This is a genomic window from Blautia sp. BIOML-A1 (genome assembly GCF_009883055.1).
In the GTDB taxonomy this organism is placed as follows: Bacteria; Bacillota; Clostridia; order Lachnospirales; family Lachnospiraceae; genus Blautia_A.
In genome coordinates, this window is record NZ_WWVR01000006.1 from 62,629 (window position 1) to 81,357 (window position 18,729).

Below are 18,729 nucleotides of genomic sequence, written 5' to 3' on the forward strand. Positions count from 1 at the left end.
TCTGTCGTTTATTTTGATGGGACACATCCTTCAATAAGAGAAACGATGTGATGGATAGAATCCATCTGTTTGCTTTTTGCCATGGCTTCTTCGAAGGAATGACGGTTATCATAAAGCTGATGAATGGTATCAAGAAGCTTCTGATCGGTAATCTCCTCCTCTTCAAGAACCATGCTGTATCCCTGTTTTTCGAAGGAACGGGCATTCAGGATCTGGTCACCGCGGCTTGCATTGGCGGACAGCGGGATCAGGAGATTTGGTTTGTGGAGGGCACTGATCTCACAGATTGCATTAGCTCCTGCACGGGAGATTACAACGTCTGCCAGGGCAAAGAGATCCGGCAGTTCGTCTTTGATATATTCGTATTGAACATATCCGGCAGTACCGGTCAGTTTTTCGTCCATTTTTCCCTTACCGCACAGATGGATCACCTGGAAATCCTTCAGAAGTTCTGGAAGGATCTTGCGGACATGGTCATTAACCGAGGCAGCACCAAGACTTCCACCGATGATCATAAGGACTGGTTTATCAGCAGTGAAACCACAGAACTGACGGCCGGCTTCTTTATTACCGTTTAGCAATTCCTGACGGATTGGTGTTCCGGTGAGAACAGCCTTGTCCTTTGGCAGAGAGCTGACTGTTTCAGGAAAGTTACAGCACACTTTGACAGCGGATGGAATACACAGTTTGTTGGCAAGTCCGGGAGTCATATCAGACTCGTGGATGATTGCTGGGATTTTACAACGCTTTGCAGCGATAACAACAGGGACGGTAACGAAACCTCCCTTTGAAAATACAACATCGGGTTTCAGTTGTTTGAGAAGCTTTTTGGCTTCATGAAATCCTTTGAGAACACGGAACGGATCGGAGAAGTTCTTAGGGTCAAAGTAACGTCTCAGTTTACCTGAAGAAATCCCGTAATACGGAATTCCGAGTTCTTCAATCAGTTTACGTTCGATTCCATTATAGGAACCGATATAAGATATCTGATATCCAGCCTCTTTAAGTGCCGGGATCAGAGCTATGTTTGGGGTGACATGTCCGGCAGTACCACCGCCGGTAAGAATAATATGCTTCATGGGAATCCCTCCTGAAAAATCTTTTTTATTATCAATAACTATGAACCACAAGGGCAGAATTGTCAAGGAAAGATACAGTATAAGAGGATAAGTAGTTGCTGTGAACAGTTACGATAAGTAACTACTCAGTAATTCCGTTTACAGAAACGATTTATCAGGATATCCCATTGGCTGGAGAATTACTTATGAAAAAAGAGTTTGAAAATAACAAAAAAAACGCATTGGGAAATAACCCGGATCTGCGGGATGATATAGATGATGAAATGTTTCAGAAGATACTCAGGGAAGAATTTATAGAGAGAGAAAAGCAGATAGAAGAAGCACTTTTTGCGGACAAAGATGTAGAAAATCTGGTGTTCACAGATGAAGAAGTCAAGGATTCTTATCAGGAACTGCTGCGTCGGTTTGAGAGAGAAAAAAAGGAAAATGCAGAGCATGAAGCTTCAGATTCAAAAATCATTGAGATCAAAAGCAGAAAAACAGGAGTCAGGTAGCATCAGCTTGGAAAAGTCGTGGGGATGGCGGCGGTTGCTTTGGCATGTATATTTGCTGCGAGCATGACCAGTGAGGCGAACCGGAGGTATCTGGTGAATAGTATGAGGATCTGGAGTGGAGATGATACGAAGACGGTTGTGGACAATGATGAGGAAAATGAGAGAGTAAATATAGATGAGGATAAGGCAATTGCCGATATAGAAGAGAAACTGGGGATAGAAATGCCGCGGTTTTATTACAGGCCGCCGCATTTTCGGTTTTTGTCATATGAAATTTCTGAATTAACAGAAATTGCTAAAATAGAATATCAGTATGGCAGTGATGTTATTTTTTTCTATATTAATAAAGAAGCAAAAGACACATCCAGTAATATTAACAGTGCACATGGAGATGATCGGGAAAGTCAGAAGATAACAAAAGATAATATAGAAATATCTGTTGAAAAAGTTCAATTTGAGGATGATGAAGAATCGTGTTATATTGCAGAATGGAAAGCAAATGATACTCTATATAGGATTTCCGGCAGGATAGAAAAGGCAGAACTGAAAAAAATTATAAAAAATATGGAATTCTAGCGTGATTTTTGCTTTTTTTCGTCGTATTAATAGTGTAAGGGTTGTTTACGACAGAAGGGAAGTGAGAATGGCAAAGAAGTGGAAACGAATACTGGCAGCTGGTATGACGGCCGGGTTACTTATGACATGTGGCTCTCAGCCGGTATTTGCACAGTCTGACAGTCTGATAGATGCGATTTTGGATGAGAAAGCAGGCGCGAATGAAATTACCGCTGAAGAGACAACGGAAGATTTTTCAGAAGACACCAGTTATAGTATGCTCCGAGGTACAAACTTAAACTCGGGTCATATTAAAATCCAGAAGGTGGCCAGTAATGAGATTGCTATTTATGGGTTAACGCAGTGTCACAAGAAATGCAGTAAAGTATATTTATATTTGTATCTGGAACGAAAGTTAGATGGAAGTTACTATACGTATAAATACTGGAAATTCAATGCATCCAATGTGACAAGTTTAAGCAAAACTCTTGATGTTGCAGTTCCAAGCGGTACTTATTACCGGGTACGCGGCTACCATGCGGCAAGTAACGGAGGCCTGAAAGAATCCACATCCACATTAACAAGTGGCATCATGGTGAAATAATCTTTCTGCCGACAGTAGAAAAAGAAAAATATTAAGCAGTACCATTACAACTGAATAGCGAAGCATGGGTGCGTTCCAGGGGGATGACAGAAACATAAAATAAGCCGTAGTAAACATCCGTTACCTTTCAACTGGCGCGAAGTGCTTGCAGTCGTCGAGAATATATGGGAAAATATTCGACTCGATAAAAACAATATACACACACAACACACACAGAAACGGGATGGAATTTATAAAAATTTCATCTCGTTTTTGTGTGTGGAGACTGTTAAAAAGCTGCTGTATCGTGTATAATAATTACAACTAAAATGTATTAGCAAAATTGTCAGAAAAAGGGGGTTCTCATATGAAGATTACCTTTATTGGGGCGACACACGAAGTTACTGGCAGCTGTTATTATCTGGAAGCAGCAGGAAAGAAGTTTCTGGTAGACTGTGGCATGGAACAGGGACCGGACTACTATCAGAATCAGGAGATTCCGGTCAATCCGGGGGATCTGGATTTTGCACTTCTGACACATGCACACATGGATCATTCCGGAAACCTGCCGGCTGTTTATGCGAAGGGCTTTATGGGACCGATCTATGCAACGCAGGCGACCTGCCATCTCTGTGATATTATGCTTCGAGACAGTGCACATATTCAGATGTTCGAGGCGGAATGGCGTAACCGTAAGGGACGCCGGCAGGGTAAACCGGAATTTGTGCCTGCTTATACAATGGAAGATGCCATGGGCGTTATACAGAATTTTGTACCATGCCCCTATGAAAAAATAATCACTCCGGCACCGGGAATTTCTGTACGATTTGTAGATGCGGGGCATCTTCTGGGGTCTGCCAGCATTGAGCTGACGATTCAGGAAGACGGAGAAGAAAAAAAGATTGTTTTTTCCGGTGATATCGGAAATCTCCATCAGCCTCTGATCAAAGATCCGACTTATCTTCATGATGCGGATTATGTTGTGATGGAGTCTACCTATGGTGACAGAAGCCACGGAGAACGCCCGGATTATGTTGCGATTCTTTCGGAAGTGATACAGAGAACCTTTGACAGGGGTGGAAATGTCATAATTCCTTCCTTTGCAGTCGGCCGTACACAGGAAATGCTGTATTTTATCCGCCAGATCAAGGAAGAAAATCGTATCAAAGGGCATGATAACTTTAAGGTTTATGTTGACAGTCCTCTGGCAAATGAAGCGACAACGATTTTTAATGAGCATCAGTATGACTGTTTTGATGAGGAAGCAATCGCACTGGTACAGAAGGGAATCAACCCGCTGATGTTTCCAGGACTTCGTACATCGATCACAAGTGATGACTCCAGGGCCATCAACTATGATGAAGACTGCAAGGTGATCATTTCTGCCAGCGGTATGTGTGATGCAGGTCGAATCAAGCATCATCTGAAACATAACTTATGGAATGAGAAGAATACGATACTTTTTGTGGGATATCAGGCAATCGGAACGCTTGGAAGATCTCTGATCGAGGGAGCTGAGGATGTGAAGCTCTTTGGAGAAACCGTTCATGTGAGTGCAGAAATCTGTCAGATGCCGGGAATCAGTGGTCATGCGGATGTGAATGGTCTGATAGACTGGATCAAAGCTTTCGGGGGAAAACCGAAGAAAGTATTTGTAACTCACGGGGATGACGAGGTGACGGAGATTTTTGCCCGTCGTCTGAATGAAGAACTGGGACTGGATTCCATGGCTCCTTTCAGCGGCACGATCTATGATCTCAGGGCGAACAGCTGTATTTATGAAGCTCAGGGTATCCGCATTACGAAAGCTTCTGTATCTCCGAAGGCAACCAAAGCGGCAAGGGCATTCCAGAAGCTGGTTGCGATGGGACAGAGACTTATGTCTGTTATCCGCAAAAACGAAGGCATTCCAAACAAGGATCTGGATCGTTTTACCAGAGATATTCAGTCGCTGTGTGATAAGTGGGACAGAAATGATATCTGAGATTTATTTCTTAATAAATTAGGAGAGGCTTTATGCCTCTCCTAATTTCTGTTTTAATGCTTTTGCAAGCTGATCCGGACAGGAAGTTGGCTTGAAACCACAACGGATTCCTTCCAGTCGGCTGATTGCTTCTTTGGCATCCATGCCCTCTACCAGGCGGGCAACACCCTGTGTATTTCCGGAGCATCCACCCTGGAATTTCACATCGCGGATCTTGCCGGCATCGTCGATATCAAAAGAAATAGCGCTGGCACAGACGCCAGATGTCTTATATACCATAAAAAATTCCTCCTTAGTTATTTTTAATATTATAACAGAAAGTAAAAAAGGTTTCCATATAATCTGAACTTTTGTTATAATGAAAGTTGAAACGATTTTAACTATGAAAATTTTTTATTTTATCTTTTATATAGAGGAGAACACATATTATGAGACGTATTGGAATTATCGGAGCAATGGAAGTAGAAGTTGAGAAGCTTAAAGCACGCATGGAAAATGTCGAGATTACACGCAGGGCTTCCATGGAATTTTATGCAGGAACTCTTGAAGGCAAAAATGTAGTTGTAGTACGTTCTGGTATTGGAAAGGTAAATGCGGCAGTGTGTACACAGATTCTGATCGATGAATTTGAGGCAGAGGCTGTGATCAATACCGGTATTGCAGGAAGTCTGAATGCAGATATTAACATTGGGGATCTTGTGATCTCAACAGATCTTGTACATCATGATATGAATGCAGTTGCATTTGGATATCCGGTGGGACAGATTCCGCAGATGGAAGCTTTTTCATTCAGAAGTGATGAGAATCTGCGTAAGCTGGCAGTACAGGCATGCAGAGATGTAAATCCTGACATTGAAGTTTATGAGGGACGCATTGCCTCCGGAGATCAGTTTGTAGCAGATCAGGGTGTCAAGGATGAGATTATAAAGAACTTTGACGCCTGTGCAGTAGAGATGGAAGGTGCAGCAATCGCACAGGCTGCCTACCTTAACAATGTTCCGTTCATTGTAGTGCGTGCGATTTCTGACAAGGCGGACGGAAGTGCAGAGGTAGATTATCCGACATTTGAGGCATTGGCAGTGGAACATTGCGTAAAGATGACACTTCGTATCCTGAACCAGATTAAGGATTGATATTGCCAGATTTTCAGCCGAAATTGCACACTATAGACTGCGGGGCATAGACTATTATAGATGATGGGAAAAACAGGAGAAATTTATGTACGATGACAGATTTTTTCCATTCTATACAGCGTATGCCAATCCCGTTTTTTATGGCGGGGAGCAGATACAGGAACAGGAGTTTGCACTGATGCAGTCCTATTATCCAGAGGCGGCAGACAGGATCCGGGAAAAAGTAGAAAAAGAATGTCGGCTTCTGGACTATGAGGGAAGCAGACTCTATGATGAATACCCGGATAAATTTATGCTGCATCAGTTATGTCGGCAGATTCGTGCACAGGTGGAGAGTGAAATGAAGGCTCAGGGTGTCCCGGACGGATTTCTCGATGAGCTTATCCAGGTTCTGCTCTGCCAGGAGATATGTCGAAGACGATGCAGACGGCACAGATATTATCTCAGCCGGGAAGACATTCACTTTTACAAGTGATGAAATGGAGACTTTTATGTGTATTCGGTCTGAAGTGGTATTGTGAACAGTAACAGTTATGGAGCATACAGAATAGAAAGAATTTATAATAAAATATGAAAACATTACAGGAATTTTTGGAGGAACAGTTTGACCAGGAAATGATGTTGGCGGTTTTGAGTGGACAGAGGCAAAAAGGTGATGACATTCCGTCAAAGGTGCGTATACGTCCTGTGGAGATCAGAGGTACTGTCTGCTATCAGGCTACGGCAGCAGTCGGTCAGAAGGCAATTCACAAGAACTATACTCTGGAAGAGGTTATCATTTATGTCAGGGATTGTCTTGAGAATGGTTTTTCCCAGCTTCAGATTCAGGGCCAGCATAGAGATGCGTCTGTTCTGATCAGCAAAAAAGGCAGGCAGACTATGAAAACAAAGCAGCATCCGCCGATGGAGCCGGTGAAAATCATGGCTCACAACAGAGTGAAACAGTATATTCTCCAAGAGGGAATACCGGTTCCGTTTCTGGTGGATCTTGGAGTCATGAGTGAGCAGGGTAAGGTGCATCAGTCCTCTTATGATAAATTTAAACAGATCAATCGTTTTCTGGAATTTATTGAGGATATACTTCCGGCACTTTCAAGGGAGCGGGAGATCACCATTCTGGATTTTGGCTGCGGTAAATCTTATCTTACGTTTGCCATGTATTATTATCTGAGAGAACTTAAGGGATATGATGTGAACATCATTGGTCTGGATCTCAAGACAGATGTGATTAGTAAATGTAGCAGACTTGCTCAGAAATACGGTTATGAGAAGCTGCATTTCCTGCAGGGCGATATTGCGGACTATGATGGGGTTCAGAAGGTAGATATGGTTGTGACTTTGCATGCGTGTGACAGGGCAACGGATTATGCACTTGCAAAGGCAGTTGAATGGGGGGCAGAGGTTATTCTTTCTGTACCGTGCTGCCAGCATGAACTAAATGATAAAATACAGAATGAGCTGTTAAAACCAGTACTCAGTTATGGAATACTTAAGGAACGTCTGTCTGCACTTCTGACTGACGGAATCCGTGCAGAACTTCTGGAATCCAGGGGATATCGCACGCAGATCCTTGAGTTTATCGATATGGAGCATACACCGAAGAATCTTATGATCCGTGCGGTCAAAACCGGAAAGAAGAAGTCAGCAGATGAACTTTCCAGAATGACAGAAGCACTACATGCAGATCTGACACTGGAGAGGCTGCTTTATCCGCAGGGACTTGAGCGGGAGAAAGGAGTACCAGAACCATGAAAAATTTTTTCAAAAGGTTTTTGGTCCTTCTTGTTGTGTTTATCCTGGGAGTGGCCGGAACCGCATTTCTTATGAATAATGAGACAACCGATGACCGCTCGGACATGAATGATGCTGTTTTGCCGGAGGTAATGGTACAGTTTGGAGATGTTCTCACAAACCGTATGTACGGATACAGACAACCGATGGAGGCAGATTTTGTCAGGGACAGTGTGACACCTCTGGATACAACAAAGAAATTAACACTTGTGGTAAATCCATATGATACGAAGGTCAGGAATCTTTCCTATGAAATCCGAACTTCTGACGGAAGCAAGGTTATGGAGAACCGCACGATCAAAAGTCTGGATACGGGTTCTGACGGATACCTGAGAACAGAAATAGAAATTTCATCCGGACTTCTGATGAATCAGGAGTATTCTCTCCAGATCACACTTTCAACCAATCATGGCGATGCCTATTATTATACGAGAGTGGTTTCAAGATCAGCTACTTATACAGAACAGTATGCGAAATTTGCAGATGATTTTGTGCAGATGAGTCTGGACAAGACACAGGCGGACAATCTGGCTGCTTATCTGGAGACATCCGACAGTGCTTCCAGCAGAAATTTCGCCGGATTAAATATCAACTCTCCACTGGCAGATATCAGCTGGGGAAATTTAAATCCGCAGTTGTCCAAAGCAGGGATTCCGGTCATCAAGGATATCAATGAAACGACTGCGAGCATTTCTATAGAATATGAAATATCTGCACAGAATGAAAATGGAAATACAGAGTACTATCTTGTGACAGATTTTTACAGAATGCGTTATGACGAGACAAGAATCCGACTGCTTGATTTTAAGCGGTCTGCATCCGAGGTTTTTGATCCATCTCTTTCTGTGATCAGCAACAGTGGACTTCTTCTGGGAGTTCGAAGCAAAGATGTAGATTATCTTACAAATGAAGACGGAAGCGTGACAGCGTTTACGCAGAATGGAGATATCTGGAGTTATGTACCGGATACAGGTAAGTTTGTAGAAATATTTACATTCCGCAAGGATACAGAGAGTGATTTTCGGGATGCGAGAGTTGAGCATGATATTAAGCTTCTGAGTGTGGAGAACAATGGAGATGTGGACTTTATGGTTTATGGCTACATGAATCGTGGTGCACATGAAGGTTACAGTGGTGTTGGAATTTATCATTATAACAATGATCAGGGCGCAATAGAAGAACAGGTATTTATTCCATGCACAGAGTCCTTTGAGTTTCTGCAGGAAGACCTTGGAACTCTGTCTTATGTAAATCAGAGCGGACAGCTGTTTATCATGATCGCAGGAAATCTTTATCAGATCAATATTGATGAAAATACCTATGAAGTTCTGGCAGATCATATTGACAGTGATGATTTTGGTGTTTCTGTTACGAATGCACATGCGGCATGGAAATCTGAAAGCGGAGATTATGCCGGACAGATTGAGTTTATTGATTTTGACACGATGGAAAGACGCAGAATTGTTCCGGAAGCATCTCAGAAACTGGATCTTCTTGGTTTCATGAATGAGGATCTGATTTATGGAATCGTTCTGGACGGCGACACACTGCCGAACGCAACCGGATATATGATTGACGGAATCACTACGTTCAGGATAGAAGGTTTTGACGGTACAGTAAAAAAAGAGTATCATCAGGATGGGTTGTATGTAGCAGGAGTGACCGTTGGTACTACTCTGATGGAATTTACTCTTGTGCAGAAGTCCGGTGATATTTATAAAGGTGTCAAAAAAGACAATATTATGAATAACAGCACTGCTGCGACAGATAAGACCAGTGTGGAACAGACAAGTTCAAGCCGTCAGGGGGTTATAGTGCGGCTTACCTCTGAAGATTCACCGTCTTCGGAGGAACCTCTTATCCTTTATGCCAAGGTAAGGAACGCAGGAGAAAAGGTAGTAGATATTCAGGTGGACAAGAGCTCGGTCGAGGAAGTCTATTATGTATATGCAGGAGGTGGACTGGACAGCGTCTGGACCGATCCGGCAAAGGCAGTTCAGCGTGCTGATAAACAGACAGGAGTTGTACTGAACCGTGCACAGCAGTATGTCTGGGAGCGCGGAAATATGAAGACACAGATCACCTTGAACACAACAGATATTCCGGAGATCATCCGTACCGCGTCTCTGGATGTTCAGAATCTTCAGAATGGTCTGGGTGACAGTGCCAAAGTTATTGATCTGACCGGATGTTCTCTGGAAAATGTACTCTATGAGGTAAGCGCACAGCGTGCTGTGATAGCCAGAACAGGATCAGATTCCAGTGTTGTGATCGTCGGATATGATCAGTACAATACTTATTTACTTGATCCGTCTACAGGAGAGGTGAAGCCGTATGGAATGAACGACAGTACTGCGTTGTTCAAGAATGCGGGAAATATGTTTATCACTTATCTTGAGCAAAAATAAACGGAAAGTCATACGAAAAATGTAGCTGTTCAGAAGGTAGTAACTGTGAGAGTACTGAACAGTTATAAAAAAATATAAAATGACAGGGGGACAACCATATGTTAAGTAACAGTATTGCAAAACTTGTGCAGTATGGAATTGAATCAGGACTCACACCGGAGTGTGAGCGCAGTTACACGATCAATCTTCTTCTTGATGTTTTTCACGAGGATGAATTTACAGAGCCGGAAGAAAAACCGACTGATGTAGATCTGGAAGAAACTCTGAATGAGCTTCTGGATGAAGCGGTAAAGAGGAATCTGACAGAAGACAGCGTTGTCTACCGTGATCTTTTTGATACAAGACTGATGAACTGCCTGATGCCGCGCCCGGCACAGGTTCAGAAGGAATTCTGGGATAAGTATGAGAAAAACCCGGAGGAGGCCACAGATTATTTCTATAAACTGAGTCAGGACAGTAACTATATCCGCCGTTATCGAGTAAAAAAAGACCAGAAATGGAAAGTAGAAAGTCCGTACGGAGATATCGATATTACCATTAATCTTTCCAAACCGGAAAAAGATCCTAAAGCGATCGCTGCGGCCAAGAATGCAAGGACAAGCAGCTATCCGAAATGTCTTCTCTGTCCGGAAAACGAAGGATATGCAGGTCGTGTCAATCATCCAGCAAGACAGAATCACAGAATCATTCCGATCACTGTCAATGACACACCATGGGGATTCCAGTATTCGCCGTATGTATATTACAATGAACACTGCATCGTATTTAACAGTAAGCATACTCCAATGAAGATTGAGAGAAATACATTTATCAAGCTGTTTGATTTTGTAAAGCTCTTTCCACATTATTTCCTTGGTTCCAACGCAGATCTTCCAATCGTTGGAGGTTCTATTCTGAGTCATGATCACTTCCAGGGCGGACATTATACGTTTGCTATGGCAAAAGCACCGATCGAGAAGCATGTGACCATTCCGGGATTTGAAGACGTGGAGGCAGGAATCGTTAAATGGCCATTATCTGTACTTCGTATCCGCCACAAAGATTCAGACCGTCTGGTAGATCTGGCAGCTCATGTACTGGAGGTATGGAGAGGATACACAGACGAGGCGGCATTTATCTTTGCAGAGACAGATGGAGAACCACACAACACAATCACGCCGATCGCACGTAAAGTCGGTGATATGTATGAGCTTGATCTTACACTGAGAAACAATATCACAACCAGCGAGCATCCGCTTGGCGTTTATCATCCGCATGCACAGTATCATCATATCAAGAAAGAAAACATTGGTCTGATCGAGGTTATGGGACTTGCGGTTCTTCCGGCAAGACTGAAAGAAGAACTGGAACTTCTGGAAGAATATATTCTTGAGGGCAGGGATATCGCTTCCAACGAAAAGATTGAGAAACATGCTGCCTGGGCAGCAGAATTTTTGCCGAAGTACAAGGATATCAACAAGGACAATATCCATGAAATCCTTCAGAAAGAAGTAGGAATTGTCTTTACACATGTTCTTGAAGATGCAGGTGTATACAAATGCACACAGGAAGGCAGAGATGCATTTATGCGATTCATTGAAACATTATAATAATAAATGATCATAACTGTGAGGATATTGAACAGTTACAAATGATCTTAGAAAGAGGGACTTCGGCTTAGAACAGGCCGGAGTCCTTTTTGTCTGGAAATAATACTTTGTTCGTAACAAATTTTACAGACGGGCAGGAAAGATATGGTAAAATAAATGAAACAGAGTAAACGTATCATATAAGGGAAATATATCAGAAAGGAGCAGAATAAATGGCAGAAGACAGGAAGTGGAAAAACATACGGAAGAAATCCACAGAGCAGCACACAGAGGAAAAGCCTCCGGTGAATAACTCTCATGAAGAAGAAATTCCGGAGTGGAAAAGCTCGATACGAAAAGAACCACCAACGGAGAATACAGAGCCGGAACACCAAATAATGAAGCATAAGAAAACGATAGCGGCAGCAGTGGCGGTTATTGTGGTCGGCGCGGTGGCGTTTGGTGTGACACCAATGCTTATAAACCGGGGGACAGAGGCAAAAAAACAGACAGAGAAAGCAGAGAAGGACAGTGCAGATACAAAAACAGAAAGCCCTGCCGAAAAGGAAAACGAAGAGACAGCATCTCCGCAGAATATGACAGAGCCAAAAGATACTTCAGAAGATACTTCAGAAGATACTTCTTTGAAGCAGGATGCAGGTGAAGAAAGCACAGAAAGCACAGAAGGTACAGCATCAGAGAAGAAGGAGATACCTCCGGTTGCCGGTCTTGCACATATTGAGAGTTATGAATCTCTGTATAATATTCTGCATAAATGGCAGAGTGAGAATTCAGACTGGTCTGCTTCTGATGGTGCACGGATCCTATCCACAGATGGCGATCTTGTGGAATATGATGCAGAGGCAGTCAGTGACAGTACAACAGGTTCTGTAGCTGCTAATGAGGCTTCCAAAGATACCGGAAATATGGATCCTGGATACACATATGACGAAATGGATGCCGTTGATCATTCTTCTACCAATACACAGGAAGAAAATGTGGACGAGGCAGATATTGTCAAGACAGATGGAACTTATATTTATGCAATGGACAGCAAAGGAGAGATTCGTATTGTTGAGGCTGCTTCCATGAAACTGGTCAGTGAGATTACCGGTGACAGAAATGCGGATTATATGGAGATGTATCTGAATGGTGACAGCCTTCAGGTAATCCATCAGCAGGAGACTTATATCACATACAGGGGAACGGTAAAGCTTTCTTCGGATGACGCGGTACGTGCCAGCTACAGTGTACCGGTGACGACGGTTTCCGTTGATACTTATGATCTTTCTGATCGTGAGAATCCGAAGAAGACTGGAAGCTGCCAGCAGGATGGAAGCTATCTCTCATCCAGAAGAAACGGAAACAATCTCTATCTGTTCACCTCATATGCACCGGATACCACGGAAGGTGCAGATGCAAAAGTGAAGTATATTCCAAGAATTGGTGATGATTATATAGCGTATGATCACATCTATCTGCCGGTGCCGGAAGATACAACGGATTATACCTACAATGGCAAAAATTATCTGGTGGTTTCTTCTGTGGCGGACGAGAAGCCAGATCAGGTTTCAGACAGCATGGCAGTTATCAGTGGTGCGGATACTTTTTATGTAAGTGAAAACAATATTTATTCTGCGGTTCCCGGCTGGAATATATCGGACGACAGCAGTCTGCAGACAGAAATTATCCGCATCGGTTATGAGGACGGAGTGTTTACAGAGGGAGGTACAGGTTCCGTTTCCGGAGAACTTAATAATAATTTCTCTATGGATGAATATGACGGACATCTCCGGGTAGTGACAACAACAGCAGGATGGAACAAGGACTACAGTGAATATCACAGGACGAACGGCCTTTACGTCCTTGATAAAGATATGAAAACCGTTGGAAAGATTGAAAATCTTGCAGAAAATGAGGAGATTAAATCGGCTCGTTTTATGGGAAAAACAGGATATTTTGTCACATATGAGAATACAGATCCGCTGTTTTCCGCTGATCTCTCTGATCCGGAAAATCCCAAAATTCTCGGTGAACTCAAGATCACAGGTTTCTCTGAGTACCTGCATTTCTATGGGGAAAACAGACTGCTTGGCATTGGATGGGAGACAGATCCGGATACAGGCAGCACAGAAGGGCTGAAATGTTCTATGTTTGATATCTCAGATCCTTCGGATGTAAAAGAAATAGACAGAATCGTTCTCAAAAATGTGTCTGTCTGCGACGCACTCTCGAATTATCGTGCAATCCTTGTATCACCGGGCAGGAATCTGTTTGGTTTTGCATATGGAATGTATAAAAACTCCGCTGCAGGAGATTATTATGATACAGATAAACAGTATTATTACGGACTGCTTTCCTACAGTGAGGAGGAGGGATTTGAGCCGGATGCATATCTGAATCCTGCACTGAGCGGACTGTTTGATGATACGCTCAGTACCAGTGAGTACCGATCTCTGCGAGGTGTTTATATCAGTGATACTTTTTATCTTGTCACAGAGAATGGAATCAGTTCTTATGATATGACAGACGGATATAAACTTCAGAATATGCTTGCATGGAAATAAAAACCCGTGATCTCTCGTATTTACTTCTTGCAGTAATCTGGTGAATAGTCTATACTAGAAATCAATTGGATGAGAATTGAAAAAAACAGAGAGGTAACAGATTATGAAGCTTACAACTGTAAGAGAAATTTACAAGAACAGAGAAGAATATATGAATCAGGAAGTGACAGTAGGAGGCTGGGTTCGCAGCGTCCGTGGTTCCAAGGCATTTGGATTTATTGTCCTTCATGATGGAAGCTATTTTGAGACACTTCAGATTGTATATCATGATACAATGGCAAACTTTGCTGAGATCAGTAAATTAAATGTCGGTGCAGCCATCATCGTTAAGGGAACTCTGGTTCCGACACCGGAGGCAAAGCAGCCGTTTGAGATTCAGGCAGAGGAAGTACAGGTAGAGGGTGCATCTGCTCCGGATTATCCGCTTCAGAAGAAACGCCACACTCTGGAATACTTAAGAACCATGACACATTTAAGACCGAGAACCAACACCTTCCAGGCAGTATTCCGTGTACGTTCTCTGTGTGCTTATGCGATTCACAAATTCTTCCAGGAGAAGGGATTTGTCTATGTACACACACCACTGATCACAGGAAGCGACTGTGAGGGTGCAGGTGAGATGTTCCAGGTAACTACACTGGATATGAAGAACCCGCCTCTGAACGAGGATGGTACCGTAGATTACAGCCAGGATTTCTTCGGCAAAGAGACAAACCTTACCGTAAGCGGACAGCTCAATGGTGAGACCTATGCACAGGCATTCCGCAATATTTATACATTTGGACCGACTTTCCGTGCAGAAAATTCCAATACCACACGTCATGCAGCTGAGTTCTGGATGATCGAGCCGGAGTGTGCATTCGCAGATTTGAATGACAACATGGATCTTGCAGAGGAAATGCTCAAATATGTGATCCGTTATGTACTTGAGAATGCTCCGGAGGAAATGAATTTCTTCAACTCCTTCGTTGACAAGGGTCTTCTGGATCGTCTGAACCATGTGGTAAACTCAGAATTCGGACACGTAACTTACACAGAAGCAATCGAGATTCTGGAGAAAAACAACGACAAATTTGATTATAAGGTATTCTGGGGATGCGATCTCCAGACAGAGCATGAGCGTTATCTGACAGAGCAGATCTTTAAGAAACCGGTATTCGTTACAGATTATCCGAAGGAGATCAAGGCCTTCTACATGAAGCAGAACGAAGACGGCAAGACAGTTGCTGCTATGGACTGCCTCGTTCCGGGAATCGGTGAGATCATCGGAGGAAGCCAGAGAGAGGACGACTATGAGAAACTCAGAACCCGTATGGAAGAGCTTGGACTCAAAGCTGAGGAGTATCAGTTCTATATGGATCTTCGCAAATATGGTTCTACCCGTCATTCCGGATATGGCCTTGGATTTGAGCGTTGTGTAATGTATCTGACAGGAATGGGCAACATTCGTGATGTGATTCCGTTCCCGAGAACTGTAAATAATTGTGATTTATAAGGAGTAATAATTAAATGATAAGATTTATTCATCTTGCAGATGTACACCTTGGAGCAGTGCCTGACAGAGGCTGTCCGTGGAGTCGCGAGCGGGAAGAAGAAATCTGGGAAACATTCCGCCGGGTAATTGCAGCAATACGCAAAAGCCCGGTGGATTTGCTATTTATAGCCGGAGATCTCTTTCACCGACAGCCGCTTTTGAGTGAGCTGAGAGAGATAAATGACCTTTTTGCCACGATTCCGAATACCAGAATTTTTCTTATGGCAGGAGACAATGACTACATCAGGGAAAATTCTTTTTATCGGACCTTTCAATGGAATCAGAATGTATCCTTTTTTAAGGAAGAAAATCGAACCTGCATTGAAATTCCGGATCAAAATATCTATGTATATGGACTGAGCTATGAACATCGGGAGATTCATGAAGCACTGTATGATGACTGGAAAAAATCTGACAAAAGAGGATTTCATGTTCTGATGGCTCATGGAGGAGATGAGCAGCATATACCATTGGATTCCCGTAAACTGGCAGAGGGTGGATTTGACTATATTGCACTGGGGCACCGACATCAGCATCAGAATCTGTTTAAGGACTGGTGCCTGTATCCGGGTGCGCTGGAGCCTGTTGACAGAAATGATCTGGGAGAACATGGTTATATAGAAGGAACCTATGATCAGGGTACCGTCAGAACACGTTTTGTACCATTTGCTTCTCGTTCTTATCAGAACCTTTATCTGACGGTCAAAGAGGGTGTCACACAGTATACTCTGGAAGAAATGCTGCGTAATGAGATCATGAAGCGCGGTGGAAAGAATATATACCATGTTATCATACAGGGAACGCGTTCTCCGGGAAGCCTTCTTCTGGCAGAACGTCTCAAAACAATGGGAAACATTGTGGAGGTTCTGGATGAATCCCGTCCGGCATATGATATCGAGAAATTGAAGGAACAGTACAGAGGAACCCTGATCGGTGATTACATTGAAAGATTCAAAGACCCTGGACACAGACCTGTGGCAGAGGGGAAGGCACTGTATCATGGCCTTCAGGCACTTTTGAATGCATCTGTTCTTGTAAATGGAAGAGTGATGCAGGATGCACAGCAGAAAGACCTTGGACGGATCCTGCAGATGCTCAAGATGTCACGTAAGGGATATCAGGTGCAGGTGGAGCGTCGCAATAAAGAAGATCTTGCAGAAAAACAAAAGCTACGTCGTTCCATTGAACAGCTGAACAGAGAAATCCATGAACTGGAAGAGCAGAGAACGGAGATGCGTGTAAAGGAGGATTCTCTTCGAAAACTGGAGGGAGTTCATGGAGAAGGACTGACAGAGGAACATATCCATACCCTTGAGCGTAAGAATCAGATACAGAACGCAGGAATCTGTATGACGATTATCCTGTTCCTGGCAGGTGCGTTGATTTTTGGAATTCATTTTAAAGAAACTATGCTGGCAGCTGTAACTGCAGCCGGAGGAATCTGTCTTTTCCTTCTGGAGATGTTTTTCTACATGAAAACGATCCGTGAACTTGAGAAGTGCAGGAGAGTCAAGAAGAGGTTCCTTGACCGGCATGACCGCCTGCAGACAGGCAAAGAGAATCTCGATGACGAGATCAGAGAAAAAGAAACGCTTCTGTCAAACCGTATGGAAGAATATCAGGAAATTGAGGATTATACATATCTTCCGATTGCAGAGGAGATAGAAATAGATTCCCTGAATCTGGCAATGTCTGTGATTCAGGAGCTTGCTGATAAGAAACAGTCGAATGAGCGGCAGGATGAAGCAGGAGCATAACAATAAAACTCCCCACAGGAAAGATGTTTTATGCGTCTTTTTTGTGGGGAGTTTTTTACTTTATAGCAGAGAAAAATAAGCGGTAATTATTTTTCTTCACTCTGAGCCATATAATTTGCAACACAGCGTTTGATTCGGTCAGCAGGGTTCAACAGATGACTGATAGACATATCATGATTCAGAGTGTCAATGATCAGTGCGATGTATTTACTCATATCACAGCTGATATAGTATGGTTTTGCCAGGAGTTCCGGAGTCTGATAGATAAGGTTGGTAGTAAGAAGCTTATCAAAAATTCCGTTTCTTGCCGCATCATCAAATTTCTCAAGGCCATCTGTGAAGAAACCGAAGGTTGAACAGATGTAGATTCTTCCTGCACCACGTTTCTTAAGCAGAGATGCAATCTCAAGAATACTGTAGCCGGAGGAGATCATGTCGTCAATAAGGATGACATCCTTGCCTTCAAGCTTTGGTCCGAGGAATTCGTAAGCGGCGATCGGGTGACGTCCGTTTACCTTGCGTGTGTAATCCAGTCGTCTGTAGTACATACCCATGTCCACACCAAGGACGTTGGCAAGATAGATCGCTCTTCTCATGCTTCCCTCATCCGGGCTGATGATCATGAAATGTTCGTTGTCGATATGGAGTCCTTCCTCATGTTTGAGAAGAGCCTTGATAAACTGGTAAGCAGGCTGGATGGTCTCAAAACCGTGAAGAGGCGTAGCGTTCTGTACACGGGCATCGTGTGCATCAAAGGTGATGATATTTTCTACGCCCATGCCGGTCAGTTCCTGAAGTGCAGAAGCACAGTCCAGGGATTCACGGCCGGTACGCTTGCTCTGGCGGCTCTCATAAAGGTATGGCATGATAACGTTGATACGGCGTGCCTTACCGCCGATAGCTGCAATCACACGCTTCAGATCCTGGAAGTGGTCATCTGGTGACATCAGGTTAGTGAATCCGCTGATGCGGTAGGTCAGGCTGTAGTTTGTTACATCCACCATAAGATAGATATCATCACCACGAACAGATTCGTTGACCTCACCTTTACCTTCACCGGAACCAAAACGAGGCGTTTTGGCGTTGACAATATAGGAATCGCGCTGATATCCTTCAAATGCGAAAGATCTCATCTCTTCATGTTCTCTTTCGTTTCTCCATTTTACAAGCCATTCATTGACCTTTTCGCCAAGGGGGCGACAACTTTCCAGAGGGATGAGTCCCAGTCTTCCCACCGGAAGTGTAGTCAGCTCCTTGTTGTTTAACTGTGCCATCT

15 protein-coding genes are annotated in these 18,729 nt (G+C 43.4%); 12 read left to right on the forward strand and 3 right to left on the reverse strand.

All coding sequences use genetic code 11. The annotated features are described in order from the left end of the window. Nucleotides 1-8 precede the first annotated feature (8 nt). Complete coding sequence (locus tag GT674_RS04665) at nt 9-1,079, reverse strand: undecaprenyldiphospho-muramoylpentapeptide beta-N-acetylglucosaminyltransferase (protein ID WP_161284641.1); 1,071 nt, start codon at nt 1,077-1,079, stop codon at nt 9-11. A gap of 185 nt (nt 1,080-1,264) precedes the next feature. Between GT674_RS04665 and GT674_RS04670 the strand changes: the two genes are divergently transcribed. From GT674_RS04670 to GT674_RS04685, 4 genes are all read left to right on the forward strand, one after another. Further along, nucleotides 1,265-1,573, forward strand: a complete 309-nt coding sequence (locus GT674_RS04670; protein ID WP_161284642.1) for a hypothetical protein — start codon at nt 1,265-1,267, stop codon at nt 1,571-1,573. Nucleotides 1,574-1,711: 138 nt separating this feature from the next. Continuing rightward, a complete protein-coding gene (locus GT674_RS04675) occupies nt 1,712-2,149 on the forward strand; it encodes a DUF4367 domain-containing protein (RefSeq protein WP_161284643.1) in 438 nt (145 codons plus the stop codon). A gap of 67 nt (nt 2,150-2,216) precedes the next feature. Continuing rightward, nucleotides 2,217-2,732 (forward strand): DUF6147 family protein, encoded by a 516-nt coding sequence (locus tag GT674_RS04680; RefSeq protein ID WP_243149056.1) that lies wholly within the window; start codon nt 2,217-2,219, stop codon nt 2,730-2,732. Nucleotides 2,733-3,078: 346 nt separating this feature from the next. After that, complete coding sequence (locus GT674_RS04685) at nt 3,079-4,695, forward strand: MBL fold metallo-hydrolase RNA specificity domain-containing protein (RefSeq protein WP_161284644.1); 1,617 nt, start codon at nt 3,079-3,081, stop codon at nt 4,693-4,695. 30 nt (nt 4,696-4,725) lie between these two features. Here GT674_RS04685 and GT674_RS04690 read toward each other — a convergent pair whose 3' ends face one another. Beyond that, complete coding sequence (locus GT674_RS04690; protein WP_161284645.1) at nt 4,726-4,974, reverse strand: TIGR03905 family TSCPD domain-containing protein; 249 nt, start codon at nt 4,972-4,974, stop codon at nt 4,726-4,728. A 149-nt stretch (nt 4,975-5,123) separates the two neighbouring features. Here GT674_RS04690 and GT674_RS04695 point away from each other — a divergent pair, with 149 nt between their 5' ends. The 8 genes from GT674_RS04695 (at nt 5,124) to GT674_RS04730 (ending at nt 17,453) form a co-directional block, all read left to right on the forward strand. Next, nucleotides 5,124-5,828: a 5'-methylthioadenosine/adenosylhomocysteine nucleosidase gene (locus GT674_RS04695; protein ID WP_161284646.1), complete on the forward strand. Its 705-nt coding sequence runs from the start codon at nt 5,124-5,126 to the stop codon at nt 5,826-5,828. Nucleotides 5,829-5,913: 85 nt separating this feature from the next. Next, nucleotides 5,914-6,303: a hypothetical protein gene (locus tag GT674_RS04700; RefSeq protein ID WP_161284647.1), complete on the forward strand. Its 390-nt coding sequence runs from the start codon at nt 5,914-5,916 to the stop codon at nt 6,301-6,303. A 95-nt stretch (nt 6,304-6,398) separates the two neighbouring features. After that, nucleotides 6,399-7,580, forward strand: a complete 1,182-nt coding sequence (locus tag GT674_RS04705) for a class I SAM-dependent methyltransferase (protein WP_161284648.1) — start codon at nt 6,399-6,401, stop codon at nt 7,578-7,580. Then, entirely contained in the window at nt 7,577-10,027 is a 2,451-nt protein-coding gene (locus GT674_RS04710) for a hypothetical protein (protein WP_161284649.1), read from the forward strand. Before GT674_RS04705 ends, GT674_RS04710 begins: the two co-directional genes overlap by 4 nt. 98 nt (nt 10,028-10,125) lie before the next feature. Beyond that, entirely contained in the window at nt 10,126-11,616 is a 1,491-nt protein-coding gene (galT, locus tag GT674_RS04715; RefSeq protein ID WP_161284650.1) for a UDP-glucose--hexose-1-phosphate uridylyltransferase, read from the forward strand. A gap of 212 nt (nt 11,617-11,828) precedes the next feature. After that, entirely contained in the window at nt 11,829-14,162 is a 2,334-nt protein-coding gene (locus GT674_RS04720; protein ID WP_243149057.1) for a beta-propeller domain-containing protein, read from the forward strand. A gap of 103 nt (nt 14,163-14,265) precedes the next feature. Then, nucleotides 14,266-15,657 (forward strand): asparagine--tRNA ligase, encoded by a 1,392-nt coding sequence (asnS, locus tag GT674_RS04725; RefSeq protein ID WP_161284651.1) that lies wholly within the window; start codon nt 14,266-14,268, stop codon nt 15,655-15,657. A 14-nt stretch (nt 15,658-15,671) separates the two neighbouring features. Further along, nucleotides 15,672-17,453 (forward strand): metallophosphoesterase family protein, encoded by a 1,782-nt coding sequence (locus tag GT674_RS04730; protein ID WP_161284652.1) that lies wholly within the window; start codon nt 15,672-15,674, stop codon nt 17,451-17,453. An 86-nt stretch (nt 17,454-17,539) separates the two neighbouring features. Here GT674_RS04730 and GT674_RS04735 read toward each other — a convergent pair whose 3' ends face one another. Beyond that, nucleotides 17,540-18,727 (reverse strand): ribose-phosphate pyrophosphokinase, encoded by a 1,188-nt coding sequence (locus GT674_RS04735; protein WP_161284653.1) that lies wholly within the window; start codon nt 18,725-18,727, stop codon nt 17,540-17,542. Between the last annotated feature and the right edge of the window lie 2 nt (nt 18,728-18,729).

What these genes read in the sequence shown, in the direction of transcription:
- GT674_RS04665 (WP_161284641.1), bottom strand. Translation starts at nt 1,079, where the DNA reads ATGAAGCATATTATTCTTACCGGCGGTGGTACTGCCGGACATGTCACC.
- GT674_RS04670 (WP_161284642.1), top strand. Translation starts at nt 1,265, where the DNA reads ATGAAAAAAGAGTTTGAAAATAACAAAAAAAACGCATTGGGAAATAAC.
- GT674_RS04680 (WP_243149056.1), top strand. Translation starts at nt 2,217, where the DNA reads ATGGCAAAGAAGTGGAAACGAATACTGGCAGCTGGTATGACGGCCGGG.
- GT674_RS04685 (WP_161284644.1), top strand. Translation starts at nt 3,079, where the DNA reads ATGAAGATTACCTTTATTGGGGCGACACACGAAGTTACTGGCAGCTGT.
- GT674_RS04690 (WP_161284645.1), bottom strand. Translation starts at nt 4,974, where the DNA reads ATGGTATATAAGACATCTGGCGTCTGTGCCAGCGCTATTTCTTTTGAT.
- GT674_RS04695 (WP_161284646.1), top strand. Translation starts at nt 5,124, where the DNA reads ATGAGACGTATTGGAATTATCGGAGCAATGGAAGTAGAAGTTGAGAAG.
- GT674_RS04700 (WP_161284647.1), top strand. Translation starts at nt 5,914, where the DNA reads ATGTACGATGACAGATTTTTTCCATTCTATACAGCGTATGCCAATCCC.
- GT674_RS04705 (WP_161284648.1), top strand. Translation starts at nt 6,399, where the DNA reads ATGAAAACATTACAGGAATTTTTGGAGGAACAGTTTGACCAGGAAATG.
- GT674_RS04710 (WP_161284649.1), top strand. Translation starts at nt 7,577, where the DNA reads ATGAAAAATTTTTTCAAAAGGTTTTTGGTCCTTCTTGTTGTGTTTATC.
- galT (WP_161284650.1), top strand. Translation starts at nt 10,126, where the DNA reads ATGTTAAGTAACAGTATTGCAAAACTTGTGCAGTATGGAATTGAATCA.
- GT674_RS04720 (WP_243149057.1), top strand. Translation starts at nt 11,829, where the DNA reads ATGGCAGAAGACAGGAAGTGGAAAAACATACGGAAGAAATCCACAGAG.
- asnS (WP_161284651.1), top strand. Translation starts at nt 14,266, where the DNA reads ATGAAGCTTACAACTGTAAGAGAAATTTACAAGAACAGAGAAGAATAT.
- GT674_RS04730 (WP_161284652.1), top strand. Translation starts at nt 15,672, where the DNA reads ATGATAAGATTTATTCATCTTGCAGATGTACACCTTGGAGCAGTGCCT.
- GT674_RS04735 (WP_161284653.1), bottom strand. Translation starts at nt 18,727, where the DNA reads ATGGCACAGTTAAACAACAAGGAGCTGACTACACTTCCGGTGGGAAGA.